The organism is Sphingomonas sp. BL-S-29, from assembly GCF_055521495.1.
This window is the reverse complement of the sequence record NZ_CM145482.1, coordinates 1,901,690-1,917,552: the sequence shown is the minus strand read 5'-3', so window position 1 is coordinate 1,917,552 and position 15,863 is coordinate 1,901,690. Positions and strand designations below refer to the sequence as shown.

The 15,863-nt window shown below is 66.7% G+C and carries 22 protein-coding genes; 7 read left to right on the top strand and 15 right to left on the bottom strand.

Features of this window, described 5'->3' with window-relative positions:
• Window positions 1-17: 17 nt before the first annotated feature.
• Together ACZ1I2_RS09195 and ACZ1I2_RS09190 are read right to left on the bottom strand one after the other, a co-directional pair.
• A complete protein-coding gene (locus ACZ1I2_RS09195) occupies window positions 18-575 on the bottom strand; it encodes a TspO/MBR family protein (protein ID WP_465174332.1) in 558 nt (185 codons plus the stop codon).
• Window positions 572-1,339, bottom strand: coding sequence for a TlyA family RNA methyltransferase (locus tag ACZ1I2_RS09190; protein WP_465174333.1), 768 nt, complete (start codon window positions 1,337-1,339; stop codon window positions 572-574). Before ACZ1I2_RS09190 ends, ACZ1I2_RS09195 begins: the two co-directional genes overlap by 4 nt.
• Before the next feature lie 251 nt (window positions 1,340-1,590).
• Here ACZ1I2_RS09190 and ACZ1I2_RS09185 point away from each other — a divergent pair, with 251 nt between their 5' ends.
• Window positions 1,591-2,271: an RBBP9/YdeN family alpha/beta hydrolase gene (locus ACZ1I2_RS09185; RefSeq protein ID WP_465174334.1), complete on the top strand. Its 681-nt coding sequence runs from the start codon at window positions 1,591-1,593 to the stop codon at window positions 2,269-2,271.
• Window positions 2,272-2,308: 37 nt separating this feature from the next.
• Here the strand turns inward: ACZ1I2_RS09185 and ACZ1I2_RS09180 are convergent, their stop codons facing one another.
• Window positions 2,309-3,016, bottom strand: coding sequence for a Crp/Fnr family transcriptional regulator (locus ACZ1I2_RS09180; protein WP_465169992.1), 708 nt, complete (start codon window positions 3,014-3,016; stop codon window positions 2,309-2,311).
• Window positions 3,017-3,085: 69 nt separating this feature from the next.
• Here ACZ1I2_RS09180 and ACZ1I2_RS09175 point away from each other — a divergent pair, with 69 nt between their 5' ends.
• Window positions 3,086-3,268, top strand: a complete 183-nt coding sequence (locus ACZ1I2_RS09175; RefSeq protein ID WP_465169993.1) for a hypothetical protein — start codon at window positions 3,086-3,088, stop codon at window positions 3,266-3,268.
• Window positions 3,269-3,328: 60 nt separating this feature from the next.
• The gene (locus ACZ1I2_RS09170; RefSeq protein ID WP_465169994.1) at window positions 3,329-3,535 is read left to right on the top strand and encodes a hypothetical protein; all 207 of its coding nucleotides are present in this window, start codon (window positions 3,329-3,331) and stop codon (window positions 3,533-3,535) included.
• A gap of 272 nt (window positions 3,536-3,807) precedes the next feature.
• Here the strand turns inward: ACZ1I2_RS09170 and ACZ1I2_RS09165 are convergent, their stop codons facing one another.
• The 6 genes from ACZ1I2_RS09165 to ACZ1I2_RS09140 all read right to left on the bottom strand — a co-directional run bounded on the left by ACZ1I2_RS09165 (window position 3,808) and on the right by ACZ1I2_RS09140 (window position 8,089).
• The gene (locus tag ACZ1I2_RS09165) at window positions 3,808-4,143 is read right to left on the bottom strand and encodes a DMT family protein (RefSeq protein ID WP_372849261.1); all 336 of its coding nucleotides are present in this window, start codon (window positions 4,141-4,143) and stop codon (window positions 3,808-3,810) included.
• A 35-nt stretch (window positions 4,144-4,178) separates the two neighbouring features.
• Window positions 4,179-5,114, bottom strand: a complete 936-nt coding sequence (locus ACZ1I2_RS09160) for an MliC family protein (protein ID WP_465174335.1) — start codon at window positions 5,112-5,114, stop codon at window positions 4,179-4,181.
• An 83-nt stretch (window positions 5,115-5,197) separates the two neighbouring features.
• Window positions 5,198-5,641, bottom strand: a complete 444-nt coding sequence (locus ACZ1I2_RS09155) for an ExbD/TolR family protein (RefSeq protein WP_465169996.1) — start codon at window positions 5,639-5,641, stop codon at window positions 5,198-5,200.
• Between the two features lie 130 nt (window positions 5,642-5,771).
• Window positions 5,772-6,365: a YdeI/OmpD-associated family protein gene (locus ACZ1I2_RS09150; protein ID WP_465174336.1), complete on the bottom strand. Its 594-nt coding sequence runs from the start codon at window positions 6,363-6,365 to the stop codon at window positions 5,772-5,774.
• A 72-nt stretch (window positions 6,366-6,437) separates the two neighbouring features.
• The gene (locus ACZ1I2_RS09145; RefSeq protein WP_465173978.1) at window positions 6,438-6,770 is read right to left on the bottom strand and encodes a DNA primase; all 333 of its coding nucleotides are present in this window, start codon (window positions 6,768-6,770) and stop codon (window positions 6,438-6,440) included.
• Between the two features lie 92 nt (window positions 6,771-6,862).
• Complete coding sequence (locus ACZ1I2_RS09140) at window positions 6,863-8,089, bottom strand: multidrug effflux MFS transporter (RefSeq protein WP_465174337.1); 1,227 nt, start codon at window positions 8,087-8,089, stop codon at window positions 6,863-6,865.
• A 121-nt stretch (window positions 8,090-8,210) separates the two neighbouring features.
• On the opposite strand from ACZ1I2_RS09140, the gene ACZ1I2_RS09135 reads away from it, so the two are divergent.
• Window positions 8,211-8,732, top strand: coding sequence for a hypothetical protein (locus tag ACZ1I2_RS09135; protein ID WP_465174338.1), 522 nt, complete (start codon window positions 8,211-8,213; stop codon window positions 8,730-8,732).
• Between the two features lie 89 nt (window positions 8,733-8,821).
• On the opposite strand, the gene ACZ1I2_RS09130 is transcribed toward ACZ1I2_RS09135, so the two are convergent.
• Complete coding sequence (locus ACZ1I2_RS09130; RefSeq protein ID WP_465170000.1) at window positions 8,822-9,445, bottom strand: TetR/AcrR family transcriptional regulator; 624 nt, start codon at window positions 9,443-9,445, stop codon at window positions 8,822-8,824.
• A gap of 119 nt (window positions 9,446-9,564) precedes the next feature.
• On the opposite strand from ACZ1I2_RS09130, the gene ACZ1I2_RS09125 reads away from it, so the two are divergent.
• The 3 genes from ACZ1I2_RS09125 to ACZ1I2_RS09115 all read left to right on the top strand — a co-directional run bounded on the left by ACZ1I2_RS09125 (window position 9,565) and on the right by ACZ1I2_RS09115 (window position 13,072).
• The gene (locus ACZ1I2_RS09125; RefSeq protein WP_465174339.1) at window positions 9,565-10,599 is read left to right on the top strand and encodes an aldo/keto reductase; all 1,035 of its coding nucleotides are present in this window, start codon (window positions 9,565-9,567) and stop codon (window positions 10,597-10,599) included.
• 94 nt (window positions 10,600-10,693) lie between these two features.
• A complete protein-coding gene (locus tag ACZ1I2_RS09120; protein ID WP_465174340.1) occupies window positions 10,694-11,647 on the top strand; it encodes an isopenicillin N synthase family dioxygenase in 954 nt (317 codons plus the stop codon).
• A 135-nt stretch (window positions 11,648-11,782) separates the two neighbouring features.
• Window positions 11,783-13,072, top strand: a complete 1,290-nt coding sequence (locus tag ACZ1I2_RS09115; protein WP_465174341.1) for a homoserine dehydrogenase — start codon at window positions 11,783-11,785, stop codon at window positions 13,070-13,072.
• Window positions 13,073-13,079: 7 nt separating this feature from the next.
• Here ACZ1I2_RS09115 and ACZ1I2_RS09110 read toward each other — a convergent pair whose 3' ends face one another.
• From ACZ1I2_RS09110 to ACZ1I2_RS09090, 5 genes are all read right to left on the bottom strand, one after another.
• The gene (locus ACZ1I2_RS09110) at window positions 13,080-13,457 is read right to left on the bottom strand and encodes a hypothetical protein (RefSeq protein ID WP_465181621.1); all 378 of its coding nucleotides are present in this window, start codon (window positions 13,455-13,457) and stop codon (window positions 13,080-13,082) included.
• A 65-nt stretch (window positions 13,458-13,522) separates the two neighbouring features.
• Complete coding sequence (locus ACZ1I2_RS09105) at window positions 13,523-13,867, bottom strand: hypothetical protein (protein ID WP_465170005.1); 345 nt, start codon at window positions 13,865-13,867, stop codon at window positions 13,523-13,525.
• The gene (locus ACZ1I2_RS09100; protein ID WP_465170006.1) at window positions 13,864-14,337 is read right to left on the bottom strand and encodes a hypothetical protein; all 474 of its coding nucleotides are present in this window, start codon (window positions 14,335-14,337) and stop codon (window positions 13,864-13,866) included. Before ACZ1I2_RS09100 ends, ACZ1I2_RS09105 begins: the two co-directional genes overlap by 4 nt.
• A 71-nt stretch (window positions 14,338-14,408) precedes the next feature.
• Window positions 14,409-14,840, bottom strand: a complete 432-nt coding sequence (locus ACZ1I2_RS09095) for a CoA-binding protein (protein ID WP_465170007.1) — start codon at window positions 14,838-14,840, stop codon at window positions 14,409-14,411.
• Between the two features lies 1 nt (window position 14,841).
• Window positions 14,842-15,804, bottom strand: a complete 963-nt coding sequence (locus ACZ1I2_RS09090) for an Mrp/NBP35 family ATP-binding protein (RefSeq protein WP_465174343.1) — start codon at window positions 15,802-15,804, stop codon at window positions 14,842-14,844.
• Window positions 15,805-15,863 lie beyond the last annotated feature (59 nt).

The window sequence follows — 15,863 nt, the reverse complement described above, 5'->3', positions numbered from 1 at the left end:
GATCCCGTAAATTCGTGTCAGATAGGGGTGATCTGGGGCGTCGAGGACGACGGCACAAGGGTTTCTGCCCCGGGGTTGAGTTGCGCGATGCGATAGGTCAGCAAACCGGCAAAGGCCAGCCATAGCAGATACGGCACCAAAAGCCACGCCGCAGCGGCTCTGACGCGTCCGAACGCCAGCGTCGTCGCGCCGGCGAGAACCAGCATCACGACGATGGCGACCAGCGCCCAGCGCACCTGATGCAGGCCGAAGAACAGCGGCGACCAGATCAGGTTCACCGCAATCTGGACCGAGAACAGGGCGATCGCCGCGCCACGCCACCGCGATCCGCGCGCCTGGATGACCATCGCCAGCGCCAGGCCGAGCAGGACGTAAAGTGTGCTCCAGGCCACCGGGAACACCCAGTCCGGCGGGTTTTCGGGCGGCTTGGCGAGCGCGGCATACCAGCTGTTGCCGGATCCGCCGGGCGCCAGCCGCGCCGAGACGAACCCGAGCAGCAGGATGGCTGGAACGGTCACCATCGCCGTGCGCAGGAATGCCAGCCCGCGCGGCTGCTTCGATGCGATGTCCCTCACGCTTCCAGCCCTTTCAGCTTCCGTCCCGCCACCGAACGCGTCGCGGCCAGAAGGAATTCGACATTGCCTTCGGGCCCGGTGATCGGACTTTCCACGACCCCCTCGACATGCCAGCCGCGCGAATCGACCCAGGCCGAAACCTCGGCGCATACCCGCGCATGGATGGCGGGATCGCGCACTACCCCGCCCTTGCCGACCTCTTCGCGCCCCGCCTCGAACTGCGGCTTGACCAATGCGAGCAGGCGCGCATCGTCCCTGGCGAAGCCCATCGGCACGTCGAGCACCTTGGCGAGTCCGATAAAGCTCGCATCGCACACGATCAGGTCGACCGGCTCGGGAATATGCGCCGCGGTCAGGATGCGCGCGCTGGTCTGTTCATGGACGATCACGCGCGCGTCCTGACGCAGCTTCCAGGCGAGCTGGTTGGTGCCGCTGTCGACCGCATAGACTCGTGCGGCACCGCGGGTGAGCAGCACATCGGTGAACCCCCCGGTCGAGGAGCCGACGTCGATCGCCACTGCGCCGGTCACGTCCCAGCCGAAATGATCGAGCCCATGCGCCAGCTTGATCCCGCCGCGCGATACCCAGGGATGATCGCGCCCCCGCACGTCGAGCACCGCGTCGTCCGGAAATTGTTGCCCGGGTTTGTCGATCTTGCGGTCGCCCGCGAATACCAGCCCCGCCATGATCAGCGCCTGTGCGCGCGTCCGGCTCTCGGCGAGGCCGCGATCGACGAGCATCTGATCGGCGCGAAGCTTGGCCATGCCCAGCCCTACCAAGCCGAGTCGCGCCGCGATAGCCCATTCCCGGTCCGGTTGGACACGACGAATCCGGCCCCTTTTGCGACCGGATCATGCCGCCCTTTCGGACTGTCGCAGCGCCTGCGCGGTTGGTCGCAGGGCCTATTGCCTATCGGAATAGTAGGAATAGCTTTTCACCTCGGGAGGCGTGGTCGCTCGGCGTCCCCTAGAGCTTCGCGCGGCCACGTCTCTCCCCTCTTCAAGGAGTGCGTATCATGGGAAGCTTTTCGCCCCACGACCCGGCCCAACCGACCATCCTGACCGTTCCCGGTCTGGGGGGATCGGGGCCTTCGCACTGGCAGAGCCTGTGGGAAAGCGCCCGGCCCGACACTGTCCGCGTTGAGCTCGGCATGTGGAACACCCCGCATCGCAATGCCTGGGTGACCAAGCTCGACCAGGCGATTCGCTCGGCCCAGGCGCCGGTGATCCTGGCCGCGCACAGCCTTGGCTGCCTTGCCGTCGCCTGGTGGGCCGAGCTGACGCGCCAGCCCTATGGCTGGCCGGTCGCCGGCGCCCTGCTGGTCGCGCCGGCCGATGTCGATCGCCCGGATGCCCAGGTTGATCTGCATGCCTTCGCGCCGACGCCGGTCGCGCCGCTGCCCTTCCCCTCGATCCTCGTCGCCAGCCGCGACGATCCGTGGATCACCATCGAGCGCGCGCACAGCCTCGCGGCGACCTGGGGCAGCCATTTCGTCGATGCGGGCGAACAGGGGCATATCAACGCCGCCAGCGGGATCGGCTGGTGGAGCGAGGGGCAGGAACTGCTCGACCGCGTCATCCACGCCGCCGGCGACCGCAAGGGCCGTCCCCGTGCGCCGGGCGATGCCCGCTCGATCCTCGCGGTCAACGCGACGGATGCGGCGCAGGCGCATTATCTCGGCGGCGACGCCCGCTGATCCCAGGCCCCTCCCTTTCGGGGGAGGGGCGCGAAGATCATTCCAGAAACAGATATCCCGGATCGAACTCCGCGAAACTGCGCAGGCCATCCCAGTCGAGGATCGTCGCAATGCCCGCGCGGAATTCGACCAGCCCCTGCTCGCGCAATTGCCGCAGCATGCGGTTGGCATGGACCGGCGTCAGCCCGGTGGCATCGGCAAGGTCGATCTGGGTCAGCGGGAAGGTGAAACGCAGGCCGTCGGTCAGGCCGACCCGGTCGAGCCGCATGTACATCTCGCAGAACAGGTGCGCGAGCCGCACCGCCGCCGAACGCGCCCCGACCGACACGATCCATTCGCGGTTGATCGCCGCATCGATCAGGGTGGATCGCCACAGCAATTCCGTCAGCGTCGCTGATTGCTCGGTCAGCGCGCGGATCGCCGGATGCGGGAACAGCGCCACCTTCACCGCGGTCAGCGCGGCGACCGAATGTTCCAACCGCTTCAGCGGATAGCTGTGCAGATCGACGAAATCGCCCGGCACATGGATCGCCAGGATCTGGCGCCGCCCCTCCGGCGTATCCTTGTAGCGTTCGACGAATCCCTCCAGCAGCAGGGTGCACTGGCTCAGCGGAACCTGCTGACGCACGATGATCTGCTTCGCGCGAAACTCCGCGGTGCGGCCCACCGCCGCCTCGAGCGATGCCGCTTCGGCGTCGCTAAGTTTCGGTGTTGGGTGGGTTTTCAGGAAATTTCGTGTGTACATCCCCAAACCTTATCGGAACCGACGCGGTCGCGCCTGCGTTTTTGTTAATCCGGGAAAGGTTATTTCGCCATGTCGATAAAAGTCCATGACATTCCCACCACGGTGACGGCGGAAGAAGGGGAAGTGATGCTCGACGGGCCGGATGGCCTCGCCGTTTCCTTCACGCCGGACGCGGCATCGAAATCGGCGAGCGCGATCGCCGAGGCGGCAAGGCTCGCGCAGCTTCAGTCGATGGAGAAGCGGCCGAAATAGCTGCCGTATTTACCATGACGTCGAGGACGGTCTTAACTACTCTCGATCCATCAACGGACAATGCCCTTCGCCAAACTGTTCAGAAGCCGATGGGCGGCATTGATCTGGGCGGGCGGCATCCTGTGGACCGCCATTGACGTCGCCGGCTACGCGCCTGCCCCACGGCAGGGCCATCAAACCGCCGCTGCCGTGCCGACCGATGCGACCGGGGAGGCCATTCAGAACAGCGACCTCATTGCCCTCGCCGCCGCGCTGAATGGGCGTTAGCGCCTGGCAAATCTGTTCCGACGATAAGAAAGAGCGGGCCGGCAAGGGTTCGGCATGGCTGCAATGCCAGATCCGGCCTCATGGTTGAATCGCCGGCAGCGACCGTGCCGTGCGCGCCAACGGGAGATATGGGACACCAGCCTGTCTCATATCTTGTCTGGCCTGGCCAGTGCGAATCTCATATAATATCCTTATATATCAAATAGATATAAATATCGGACATCTGACTGCACGAGGCACCGGAGATATGGAACGTCAACGCCGTCGCTCCTCTAGCGGCCGGCGAACAGGAATGCCGCGGCACCGATCAGGCAAAGAAACGCGCCGGCATGCCGCCAGCTCAGCGGCTCGCCAAGCACCGCGACCATGAAGACGCCGAACACCAGCAGGGTGATGACTTCCTGCGCGACCTTCAGCTGACCGCCGCTCCAGCCCGAGGCATAGCCGAGCCGGTTGGCCGGCACCGCCAGGCAATATTCGAACAACGCGATGCCCCAGCTGATCAGGATCACCCAGATCAGCGGTTTCGTCATCCCGCCCTTGAGATGCCAGTACCAGGCGATCGTCATGAAGCAGTTGGAGGCAACGAGAAGCAGCAGAGTCGGCATGAGCGGGATCCGTCAAAAGTCCCGGTACGACTAGCCTAGTTCGCGCGGCATGCCAGTGGCGGCATCTCCGGCTGCGTGAAGGTAGCGTCCTGCCCCTTGCCGCGCAGCTCGTATCCGCGCGCGGCATACCAGATGCCCGAGGCCGGCCGCTGTCCCTTGAGCACCGCGACCAGCTTGCCGCCCGACCGCAAGGTGGCGGTATCGGCGCCCTTGTCGAAGCGGACATTGATCCGGCTGCCGTCGACGCAGCGATAGGTGGCGGTGACGATGCCCGTCGCGGGGACACTCGCGACCGGCGTCGGCTTGCCGCCCGGGCGCGGCTTGATGTCGGCGCTGCGGATATGCCAGCTCTTCTGCGCCGCGGTGGCACCGTCGATGTCGCCGACGCGGTGCAGGGTGACGCTGCCCAGCATATAGACCGGCGCCGCACCCTGTTTCAGCCGGCCATAGACCTGCACCGGCACGGTGACGTAGCGCTGCCCCGCGCCTGCGTCGATCTCGCCCGGCGCGCCGATATTGGCGTGATATTCGGTATATTTGGCGAAGCTCGCGGCGAACGCCTCGGCGCTCATCCCCGATGCCTTGCCGCCATCGTCCCACAGTGCCCAGGCCTGGCGGTATTTGCCCTCGCCGAGCAGCGCATAATAGGTCTGCACCACGTTCGACGCGCCCTGCGCGCTGTCGGGCGTGAACGGCGCCTCGGAGATCGGGGTGCGATCGTCGGGCAGGCCGCCGGGCGTTCCGGGCTCGGGCGGGGTCAGCGGCGCGGGTGTCGCCGCCGCGCCGGGCGCCACCTCCGCCACCGGCGCGGTCTCGTTCCCCTGGCTATCGGCCCCCTGGCTGTTGGCATACGCATCGACGCTGCCTTGCGCCTGCTCGGCGGCCGTATTGATGTCGACCGAGTTGCTACCCGACTTGTCGGGCGAGCAGCCCGCCGCGAGCAGCAGCGGAAGCGCGATGAAATAGCGCATGGGATGAAGACCTTGTCGGTTGCAGGGGAACGCCCCAACGCCGCGCCACGCGGCAACGTTCCCCGGCATCCCGTCGCTGGTCGCTATTCGACCGCGTCGAAGTTCCGGAACTTCTCGTTCCCGACAAAGCCGAGCCTGGTGATGCCGGCGCGCTTGATCACCGCGAGAATCTGGTCGAACCGCTCGTAGCGCGCCGCGCCGTCCGTGCTGAATTGCAGCTGCGCATCGGGATCGGCGCGGATCGCATCGAGCCGCGTCCGCAACTCGACCAGGTCGACCGGAGTACCGTCGAGCGCGATCTGGCCCGCGGCGTTCAGGTCGATCCGGTGGATCACATTGGTTTGGGTCGGTCCGGGAACACCGGTCGGCAGGTCGATCGGCACCTTGTGCGTCATCATCGGGATGGTGAGGATCAGGGTCACGATCAACACCAGCAACACGTCGATCAGCGGCGTGATGTTCAACGCCGACAGCGGCTCGGAATGGTCGATGCGGGGTTGCCGATAGGCCAGGGCTCGTGCGCTCATCATGTCCTCCTTCGCAATGGTGACGTTATACCATAACATGGAAGACACACACGGCAAGCGACCGGTCGCGAAATATTACGGGAGATAGTGCAAGGTCAGCCGGAGGCCGCCGCCTGGCTGCGCCCACGCATCACTGCTCATATTTCCAGTTCCGCCTTTTGCCCTCGCGCAGCATCCCGATTGCTTCGGCAACGCGCTTGGCCTTCGTCTCCGGGCGCTTGGCGTCCGCGATCCATTCGGCATATTCGCGGCGGCAGCTTGGCGGGAAACCATCGAACGTGGCGCTCGCGACGGCGTCGCCCGCGAGCGCGTCGGCCAGTTCCGGTGGCACCTCCAGTTCAGGCTTGGCGGGCCTTGCCTTGCGTTTGATCGCCCCATCGCCCGCATCGACCAGCGCCGCCGCTTCGCGGATCAGCGCGTCGAGTTCGGCGTCGCCGGGCAGATCACCGATCGAGGTCAGCCGTCCGAACTGCCCCATCGCCTCGCCTTCCTGGCCAGTCGCCAGCGCATCGCGGCGCCAGAAGCCGAAGCTCGCATGCGCCTTGAACCCGGACATGATGGCGAGCGGGCTGCCCTTGTAATCGAAAAAGGGGCGGCTCCATTTCACCGTCTCGACCACGTCCGGGCAGGCGGCATGCATCCGCGTCCGGATGTGGCGCAGGATCGGCTTCGCGAACTCGGCCTGCTTCTCGATATAGGCGTCGATACGGGGATCGGTCGGCATGGCGGAACTCCTTGCGCCGACGATCCTATTCAGCGGCGGGAGGGGCCGTCAATCCGGCCCTCCCGCGCCACCTCATGGGCGGAGCGTCGCGTCGTCCGCATCCCCCAGATCGTCCTCGTCGACATCGTCGTCCTCGAAATCCTCCTGGAGCTCGTCCTCGACAAGGTCGTCTTCGTCTTCATCCGCATCCGGGTCTTCGTCGCCGATCTCGTCGCTCTCCATCTCGACATCGTCGTCGTCATCGTCTTCGTCGCCGATGTCCGGATTGAGATCCGTCAGGATGGTGCCGTCGGTCGGTCCGTCGCGCGTGACCTCCAGGATCTCGGCGCGCTGGCTCTCGTCATAGCCTTCCTCGTCGAACCCGTCGTCGCCGGTGCCTTCGCCAGGTACCTGATAGCCACCCATGCTCATCGTCCGTCTCCCAGCCGCGGAATCGCGGATCATCAGGCGAACGAGATTACATCAAAGCGGTTCCGCCGTCTGCGACGAAGCGCAAGTCAATGCGGCCGGAACAGCCTGCCGCGCTCGGTGACCGCGATGATGACGAGGGTGATCAGCGCGCAGCACAAGGTACCGATATGCAACGGCAGGGTCGTACCCGCGAAGGACTGGCCGATCGACATGCCGATCACCGCGCCGAAGGTCACGCTGATGAAACCCTGAATGCTGGAGGCCGTGCCCGCGATATCGCCCATATCCTGCATCGCCATGGCGTTGAAATTCGCATTGGCCAGGCCGAAACAGCCCATGGTCAGCGCCTGGAGGATCACGAACAGGATCAGGCTCTCGCCGCCGAGGAACCAGTTGGCGACGTTCACCGATGAGATCAGGATCAGAAAGACCACGGCACTGTGCGACAGGAAGCGCGAGCCGAGCCGCATCACCAGGCGCGAGTTGAGCAGGTTCGCCGCCGCCATCATGCCCGCGGTGCCGGCAAAGACGAGATTCAGATGCTTCTCCGCATCGAACACCGTCGTCACGATCTGCTGCAATGAGGTGATATAGCCGAACAGCGCGCCCTGCAGCGCGGTACCCGCCAGCGTATAGCCGAGCGACCAGCGATCCGTGAGCGTCGTGCGGTAGCCCTCGGCGAGCCGCCCGACCGAAAAGGGCACGCGCTCGCCGGCCAGCGTTTCGGGCATGCGCAATGCGAACCAGACCAGCACGATCGCGGTCAGCACCGCGATCACGCTGAAGATCAGCCGCCACGATCCGAAGAACAGGATGAACTGCCCCAGGGTCGGCGCCAACACCGGCGCGATCATGAAGACGATGATCGCGAGGCTCATCACCCGCGCCATCGGCCGGCCCGAATAGCAGTCGCGCACGATCGCGATCGTCACCACCCGGGTCGCCGCGACCGCGACGCCACCGAGCAGCCGGGCGAGCAGCAGCAGCTGGAAGCTGCCCGATACCGCCGCCACCGCGTTGCCGACCCCGTAGAGGAACAGCGCCCACATCATCACCGGCCGCCGGCCGAACCGGTCGGCCAGCGGACCATGGATCAGCTGCCCGGCGCCAAGCCCGATCAGATAGATCGCGATGACATATTGCCGCTCATTCTCGGTCGTGACGCCCAGCCGCTCGCCGATCGCCGGCAGCGCGGGCAGCATCGTGTCGACCCCGATCGCGCCCAGCGCCATCAGCGAGGCGACCATCACGACGAATTCGCGAAAGCCGAACGGCGCCATGTTGCGGGAGTCGGGGGACGAAGCGGCAGTCATGCGGAGGCCTGTCGCAGATGCGCCGACGCAGGTCACCCCCAAGTTTCGCCGGAAATGCTTGACGCCGCTCCTGTCAGGAATTAGTGTGTTACTTAACTAATTCACCCTTGGAGACTGCCCCATGCTTCGTTCCCTGGCCGCGCCGCTGGCAGCGATCGCTCTGGCCGCCACGCTTTCCGCCTGCGACGATTCGAAGACCGGCACCTCGATCTCGATCAACAGCACCGATTCCGACGGCAATGTCGTGGCGAGCATGGACGGCAATACCGGTGCGGTGGCGATCAACGTGCCGGGCTTCTCGGGCAAGCTCAACCTGCCCAAGATTCATCTCGATGCGGACGATTTCGAGATGAACGGCGTCCATCTTTATCCGGGCTCGACCATTTCCGGGATGAATGTGGAGGCGCATGACGGGGGCAAGTCCCGCGAGGACGACAATGGCCGCGTGCGTGTCTCCTTCCAGAGCCCGGCCGCCCCGGCGACGGTGCGCGACTGGTTCCAGCAGAAGCTCAACGGCGCGGGCTTCACCGTCGTGCCGGACGGCAACGGCCTGACCGGCACCACCGACGAGAAGAAGCCGTTCAAGCTCGACTTGACCAGCGACGGCAGCGACAAGTCGAAGGGCGTCATCACGGTCAACTAATGCCCTGAATCGGAAGGTCGCTGGTAAATATTTTACTTCCATCATGCTGACGGCGGATTTCTAATGCAACGACCTTCCGACTCGGGACACTAGCCTTTGCTTTGCGCGGGCCCACTCGCGCCGTAACGCAAGCCGTCGACCAGCAGGGCGATCATGCGCCGCGCCTGCGCGGTGTCGCCGCCGGCGATCGGCGTTGCCAGCTGGAGGCCGGCAAGCAGAAGCTCGCCGGCGTCCACATCGGCACGGATCAGGCCGGCCGCCGCCGCGGCATCGAGCAAGCCGCGCAGCGTCGGCGTCAGTCGACCGAACACATAGTCGGGAAGCGATTGAAGGGCCGGGTCGCCCGAATGAAGCGCAGGCCCCAGGCCCCGTTTCGTCGCGACGAAATCGATCAGGCGCAGCATCCAGGAGGTCAGCGCCTCGCCCGGCGCCTGCGTTGCCGCGAAGACCGCGCCGGCCTCGACACAGGCATCGACTTCCTGCCGGATGATCGCCTTGATCAGGTCCGATCGCTGGGGAAAGTGGCGGTACAGCGTTCCGACCCCGACACCCGCGCGCGCCGCGATCTCCCGCATCGGCGCGTCCACGCCCAATTCCGTGAACGCGGCCATGGCCGCTCGGAGCAGCGCATCGAGATTGCGGCGCGCATCGGCCCTGACCGGCCGGCCCTGCTCAGCGGTCGCTTGCACCATGTCGAAACTGTCCTTGCTCACGCTTCTCCATCCGCCCTTGATAAACGGAACAACGTTCCGTATAAACGGAAACAGGTTCCGATTGATGCTTATAGGGCGCCGACCGGCAATCCGCCAGCGCGTGATGAAGGAGAAGACAAATGCAATACCGCCCCCTCGGCCGGACCGGGATCAAGGTCAGCCCTTATTGTCTGGGCGCGATGATGTTCGGGCAACTGGCCAATCCCGATCACGACGAGTGCGTCCGCATGATCCACAAGGCCGTGGATTTCGGCATCAACTTCATTGACACCGCCGATCGCTACAGCGCCGGGGAATCCGAGGAGATCGTCGGCAAGGCGCTGAAAGGTCGGCGCGAGCATATCGTGCTCGCGACCAAGGTTCATGGGCCGATGGGCGACGATCCGAACATGCAGGGCAATTCGCGGCGCTGGATCACCCGGGCGGTCGAGGATTCGCTGCGCCGGCTGCAAACCGACTATATCGACCTTTATCAGATCCACCGCCCCGCGCCGGACACGGACGTGGAAGAGACGCTGTCGGTGCTCACTGATCTGATGCGGGAGGGTAAGGTGTGCGCGATCGGCGCGTCGACCTTCCCGGCATCCGATATCGTCGAGGCGCAGTGGATCGCCGAGCGGCGCGGGCTGGCGCGGTTCCGCACCGAACAGCCGCCCTATTCGATCCTCAACCGCTCGATCGAGCGCGAGGTGTTGCCCACCTGCCAGCGCTACGGGATGGGCGTGATGGCGTGGAGCCCGCTGGCAAAGGGCATGCTCACCGGCAAATATCGCAAGGGCGCGCCGATGCCCGATTCGATCCGCACGCGCTATTTTCCCAAGGCGATGTCGGACGAGGGCAGCCTCGATGCGGTCGAGGAACTCATCCCGCTGGCGGAGAGCGCCGGCATCTCGCTGATGCACATGGCGCTGGCCTTTGTCGTGGCGCACCCGGCGCTCACCGCGGCGATCATCGGCCCGCGCACCATGGAGCAGCTCGACGGCCTGCTCGAGGGCGCGGGGGTCGTGCTGAGCGACGAGCTGCTCGATCGCATCGACGCGATCGTGCCGCCGGGAATCGACGTGGCGCCGCTGGAAAGCGCGGCCTATTCGCCGCCGTCGATCGTGCAGGCGGCCCTGCGCCGCCGGCCTGTCGCCGAGCGCGCGGCCGCCTGACGGATCGGCGCGTCGGGGAACCTCCGGTTCCGCGCACTGTTCGTGTCCGGGGGATGGCGCTATCATGGCTCATCCCCCATCACGGACACCAGTCATGCTCGATACCCCTTCCGCCCAGGTCCCCGCGCTGTCGCTCAAGGATGAAGCGGCCGATCCCGATGCCTTTGCCGCCGCGCTCGGCGGGTCGTTCGAACGCTTCGGTTTCGCGGTCATCGCCGATCACGGCATTTCGCAGGAACTGATCGCGCGCGCCTGGAAAGAGACCGCCGAACTGTTCGCGCTGCCCGAGGAGGAAAAGCGCGGCTATTTCACGCCCGCCGGTGGCGGCCAGCGCGGTTACACGCCGTTCAAGACCGAGATCGCCAAGGACGCGAAGCATGTCGACCTGAAGGAATTCTGGCATGTCGGCCGCGAGCTCCCCACCGGCCACCGTTTCGCCGCGGACATGCCCGCCAATATCTGGCCCACCCGGCCCGAGGGCTTTACCGCGACCTTTCTCGAGCTGTTCACCGCGTTCGACCGTGCCGGCGACCGGTTGTTGTCGGCGATCGCGCGCCACCTGCGGCTCGCGCCCAACTGGTTCGATCATGCGGTCGAGGACGGCAATTCGATCCTCCGCCTGCTGCATTATCCGCCGATTCCGGCCGATGCCGAGGGTGTCCGCGCCGGCGCGCATGAGGACATCAACCTCATCACCCTGCTGCTCGGCGCCGAGGAGGCCGGACTCGAACTGCTCGACCGCGACGGTCGCTGGCTGGCGATCCGCCCGCCCGAGGGCGCGATGGTGGTCAATGTCGGCGACATGCTGCAGCGCCTGACCAATCATGTCCTGCCCTCGACCACGCACCGCGTCGTCAACCCGCCGCCCGAGCGCCGCGGTCATTCGCGCTATTCCATGCCCTTCTTCCTGCACCCTGCGCCCGATTTCCTGATCGAGACGCTGCCCGGCTGCATCACGCCGGAAAATCCCAACCGCTATCCGACGCCGATCACCGCGCACGACTATCTGCACGAGCGCCTGGTCGAGATCGGCCTGGTGAAGAAGTAACCGGGGCGGCCTCAAGAAAATCAACGTCACCCTGAACTTGTTTCAGGGTCCAAGCGCGGTCATAGGCCGCACGCGCGCGACGAATGATCGCGCATGGATGCTGAAACGAGTTCAGCATGACGAATTGGGGCTGACATGACCAAACCGCTACGCGTCGCACTTGCCGGGCTTGGAACCGTTGGCGGCGGCGTGATCCGGCTGATCGACGCGAACGGCGCGCTGATTGCGCGCCGCGCCGGCCGGCCGATCGAGATCGTCGCGGTCTCCGCGCGCGACCGCGCCAAGGATCGCGGCGTCGATATCGGCCGGTTCGAATGGGTCGACGACACCAGCGCGCTCGCGCGTTACGAGGGCGCCGACGTCGTGGTCGAACTGGTCGGCGGGTCGGATGGCCCTGCGCTCGCCCTTGCCCGCGCGACGCTCGCCGGCGGCAAGAGCCTGGTCACCGCGAACAAAGCGATGCTCGCCCATCACGGGCTGGAGCTGGCTGAAGCCGCCGAAGCCGCCAAGGTCGCGCTGAAGTTCGAGGCGGCCGTCGCGGGCGGCATCCCGGTGATCAAGGGCCTGCGCGAAGGCGCCGCCGCGAACGAGATCGCGCGCGTCTATGGCATCCTCAACGGCACCTGCAATTTCATCCTGTCCAAGATGGAGGCCGAGGGCCGCGACTTTGCCGAAGTGCTGGCCGAAGCGCAGGCGCTCGGCTTTGCCGAGGCCGATCCCAGCTTCGACATCGACGGCGTCGACGCCGCGCACAAGCTGTCGATCCTCGCCAGCCTCGCCTTCGGCACGCGCCCGGCCTTTACCGATGTCGCGACCAGCGGCATCCGCCACCTGCTCGGCGCGGATATCGCCGAGGCCGCGGCGCTTGGCTACCGCGTGCGCCTGATCGGCATCGCCGAGGACGGTCCGGGCGGGCTGTTCCAGCGCGTCCATCCGCATCTCGTGCCGACCAGCCACCCGCTGTCGCACGTCACCGGGGCGACCAACGCGGTCGTGGCCGAGGGCAATTTCGTCGGCCGCCTGCTGTTCCAGGGCGCCGGCGCGGGCGACGGCCCGACGGCTTCGGCCGTGGTCGCCGACCTGATCGACATCGCGCGCGGCGAGTTCGGCCCGGCCTATGCCATGCCCGCCAGGGCGCTAGCGGTGCACACGCCCGCCGATACCGGCGAACGCCGCGGCCGCGCCTATGTCCGCTTCACCGTCGCCGACAAGGTCGGCGTGCTCGCCGAGATCGCCGCGGCGATGCGCGACGCGGGGGTTTCGATCGAAAGCCTGATGCAGCGCGGCGCGATGCCAGACGGCACCGTGCTCGTCGCGATCGTCACCCATGAAGGGCCGGAGCGCGCGGTAGCCCAGGCGCTGGAGAAGCTGCGCGGGTCGCAGAGCCTCGCCGGTCAGCCGATGTGGATGCACATCCTCGGCTGAGACGCGGTCATTTAATCACGGCGGAGGCCGGCACCCCGGGCGCTGCTTCGCCCATATGGATGATGGTGCGGGTTCGGCGCGGACAGATCGTCTGGCCGATCAGCGCGCACCGCGTGCCGTCCTCGGCCAGCGCCATATCTTTGGTCGTCGGTTCGGGCGTCTGCGGCAGGGGCAGGCGATAGCGCGACTGGGAATTCCCCGTGACGCAGATCGGGTCGCCCGCACAGCCGAGCGTCCGAGGCTTGATCACCGACATCGAGATCGGCCTGCGCGGGCGCCGCCCCTTGCGCCTGGCCTTCACCGTGCGCACCACCGCCGGACGTTTCACCCGCACGTGATCCGCAACCGGTGGAGCCGCCATCAACAACATGGTGAGCACAATCATGGTCGGGTTCCCTGTTCGCCTGCGGGAAACACAACTGCCGGACCATCAATAGGTTGCGCGCATTGTCAGGGCGCGAGCGGACGCTCCCCGGCCAGGTGGAAGCCATTGGTGCCGACCGAAACGCCCACTTTCCCGCAGCCGACCAGAAAGACCGACTTTTCCTCGCAATTGGAGGTGCGGGCGAACAGGCGCTCGCGCTCCATCGGCACGCCTTCATTCTTCGGGTCGGCCGGGTCGCGCTCGATCAGCGGTACCCGGTAGCGATCGGCGTCGCGCCGCCCGCACACCGTCACCTCGGCCGGGTCAGCCGCGGTGGCGCAGCGCGGCCCGGCCGCGGTCTTCGCGCGGTAGCGCACCAGCGCCTCGTCCGGGGCGGCCTGAAGCAGCATCAGCAGCGCGGTGCCGATCATTTCGCGGGCGCGGCGGTTGCCGGTGGCTGGGGATCGTCGAGCGGGATCGGAATCCGGCCCGTCTTGTCGGGGCGCTTCCTCAGCGCGTCCTTCAACAGCCCGGCCGCGCCGACGATCATCGGGATGATCGGCGGCCCGAAGCTCGACTGGCATCCGCCCTGCCGCACCGCGCAGGGTGTCCCTTCCGCGGCCAGCGCGCCACGACCGGTCAGGTCGCGATTGACCGGCACCGGGCCGTCGGAAACGGCTTCTCCGGGAAGCGGCAGGCGCTGGCTCGGCAGCGCGTCGCCACATACCACCACATCGCCGTTGCTGTTTGTCTGGGCCGCGCCGTTCCCGTCTTCGCTATCGGTCTTGCGGGAAGGCCGGCACGGTTCGTCCGCCACGGGCACCAGGATCGACCATCGCTCCGGCTCGGCCCTGGTGGCCGGCGCCGCCTGGAGCGCCAGAATCGTGAGCAATGCCAGCATGATCCGCGACTCCCGAAGTCGCGGTCATCATGCAGTGCGGCCCTCCCGCGCGCAAGCGCGACCAGCGCCGTTCAATCGGCGATCGGCGCCACGCCCAACCGGGGAATCTCGATCGCGGGGCAGCGGTCCATCACGACCTTCAGCCCCGCCGCCTCGGCGCGGGCCGCCGCTTCCTCGTTGACCACGCCGAGCTGCATCCACACCGATTTCGCCCCCGCGGCGATCGCCTGGTCGACCGCGTCGCCGGCGGCGGCGGCATTGCGGAAGATATCGACCATGTCGATCGGATCGCCGAGCTGCGCCAGCTCGCGAAACACGAACTCGCCATGCACATGCTCGCCGGTGATCTGCGGATTGACCGGGATCACGCGGTATCCATGCACCTGCAGCGACTGCATCACCCGGTAGGATGGCCGGTCGGGCCGGTCCGAGGCGCCGACCAGGGCAATGGTGCGCACGCTCTCGAGCAGCGCCTTGATCTCTGCATCGCTGGTCAATGGCATGCTATCGTCCTTGTTCGATCCAGTGGAACACGCGCTGGGCAATGCCCGAGAACGCCAGGGACTCGACACCGTTCCCGCTGGCCGGCGGCACGCCCGCGTCGGAGGCCGAGCGAATCGCCATGTCGAGCGGGATCCGGCCGAGGAACTCGATCCCCAGCTCTTCCGCCGCGGCTTCCGCGCCGCCCCGGCCGAACGGATCCGACACCTCGCCGCAATGCGGGCAGATATAGCCCGCCATATTCTCGATGATGCCGATCACCGGCACGCCCGCCTTGGCGAACAGGTCGATCGCGCGGCGCGCGTCGATCAGCGCCAGGTCCTGCGGCGTGGAGACGATCACCGCGCCGGCCGGCTTGTGCTTCTGGATCATCGACAGCTGCACGTCGCCGGTGCCGGGCGGCAGATCGATCACCAGCGTGTCCTGCGCCGCCCAGTCGGCATCGATCAGCTGGCCGAGCGCGTTCGCCGCCATCGGCCCGCGCCACGCGATCGCCTGGTCGGGCGCGACGAGCTGCCCCATCGACAGCAGCGGCACGCCATAGGGTGTCGCCACCGGCTCGAGCAATTTGTCCTTGGCGGTCGGCCGCGATCCCTGCACGCCCATCAGGGTCGGCTGCGACGGCCCGTAGATATCGGCATCGACCAGCCCGACGCGCCGCCCCAGCGCTTGCAGGCCGATGGCGAGATTGGCGGAGACGGTCGACTTGCCTACCCCGCCCTTGCCGCTCGCCACCGCGATCAGCAGCCTACGCGTGCGCTGGCTGGTCAGCGCGATCCGGACGGTCGCGACCCCCGGAACGCCCTCGGCCGCGGCGCGCACATCGGCCTCCATCGCCTCGCGGCCCGCCTCGTCCAGCCCGGTCACGTCGAGGAAGATACTCGCCTTGTCGCCTTCGATCCGCGCGGTCACGCGCTTTCCGGCAATGGGGTCGAGGGCGGCGTTCAGGGCGGCGATATCGGTCATCGTTGCGCAGATAGGGGCGTTAACGGCGCTTGCCACTGTTTTTCCGCCGCTACGGTCCT

Coding starts and splice junctions, on each gene's coding strand:
- ACZ1I2_RS09090 (WP_465174343.1), bottom strand. CDS start 15,804: ATGACCGATATCGCCGCCCTGAACGCCGCCCTCGACCCCATTGCCGGA.
- ACZ1I2_RS09120 (WP_465174340.1), top strand. CDS start 10,694: ATGCTCGATACCCCTTCCGCCCAGGTCCCCGCGCTGTCGCTCAAGGAT.
- ACZ1I2_RS09150 (WP_465174336.1), bottom strand. CDS start 6,365: ATGCCGACCGATCCCCGTATCGACGCCTATATCGAGAAGCAGGCCGAG.
- ACZ1I2_RS09110 (WP_465181621.1), bottom strand. CDS start 13,457: ATGATTGTGCTCACCATGTTGTTGATGGCGGCTCCACCGGTTGCGGAT.
- ACZ1I2_RS09125 (WP_465174339.1), top strand. CDS start 9,565: ATGCAATACCGCCCCCTCGGCCGGACCGGGATCAAGGTCAGCCCTTAT.
- ACZ1I2_RS09145 (WP_465173978.1), bottom strand. CDS start 6,770: ATGGGTGGCTATCAGGTACCTGGCGAAGGCACCGGCGACGACGGGTTC.
- ACZ1I2_RS09180 (WP_465169992.1), bottom strand. CDS start 3,016: ATGTACACACGAAATTTCCTGAAAACCCACCCAACACCGAAACTTAGC.
- ACZ1I2_RS09140 (WP_465174337.1), bottom strand. CDS start 8,089: ATGACTGCCGCTTCGTCCCCCGACTCCCGCAACATGGCGCCGTTCGGC.
- ACZ1I2_RS09185 (WP_465174334.1), top strand. CDS start 1,591: ATGGGAAGCTTTTCGCCCCACGACCCGGCCCAACCGACCATCCTGACC.
- ACZ1I2_RS09175 (WP_465169993.1), top strand. CDS start 3,086: ATGTCGATAAAAGTCCATGACATTCCCACCACGGTGACGGCGGAAGAA.
- ACZ1I2_RS09165 (WP_372849261.1), bottom strand. CDS start 4,143: ATGCCGACTCTGCTGCTTCTCGTTGCCTCCAACTGCTTCATGACGATC.
- ACZ1I2_RS09160 (WP_465174335.1), bottom strand. CDS start 5,114: ATGCGCTATTTCATCGCGCTTCCGCTGCTGCTCGCGGCGGGCTGCTCG.
- ACZ1I2_RS09135 (WP_465174338.1), top strand. CDS start 8,211: ATGCTTCGTTCCCTGGCCGCGCCGCTGGCAGCGATCGCTCTGGCCGCC.
- ACZ1I2_RS09100 (WP_465170006.1), bottom strand. CDS start 14,337: ATGCTGGCATTGCTCACGATTCTGGCGCTCCAGGCGGCGCCGGCCACC.
- ACZ1I2_RS09105 (WP_465170005.1), bottom strand. CDS start 13,867: ATGATCGGCACCGCGCTGCTGATGCTGCTTCAGGCCGCCCCGGACGAG.
- ACZ1I2_RS09115 (WP_465174341.1), top strand. CDS start 11,783: ATGACCAAACCGCTACGCGTCGCACTTGCCGGGCTTGGAACCGTTGGC.
- ACZ1I2_RS09095 (WP_465170007.1), bottom strand. CDS start 14,840: ATGCCATTGACCAGCGATGCAGAGATCAAGGCGCTGCTCGAGAGCGTG.
- ACZ1I2_RS09170 (WP_465169994.1), top strand. CDS start 3,329: ATGCCCTTCGCCAAACTGTTCAGAAGCCGATGGGCGGCATTGATCTGG.
- ACZ1I2_RS09190 (WP_465174333.1), bottom strand. CDS start 1,339: ATGGCCAAGCTTCGCGCCGATCAGATGCTCGTCGATCGCGGCCTCGCC.
- ACZ1I2_RS09155 (WP_465169996.1), bottom strand. CDS start 5,641: ATGAGCGCACGAGCCCTGGCCTATCGGCAACCCCGCATCGACCATTCC.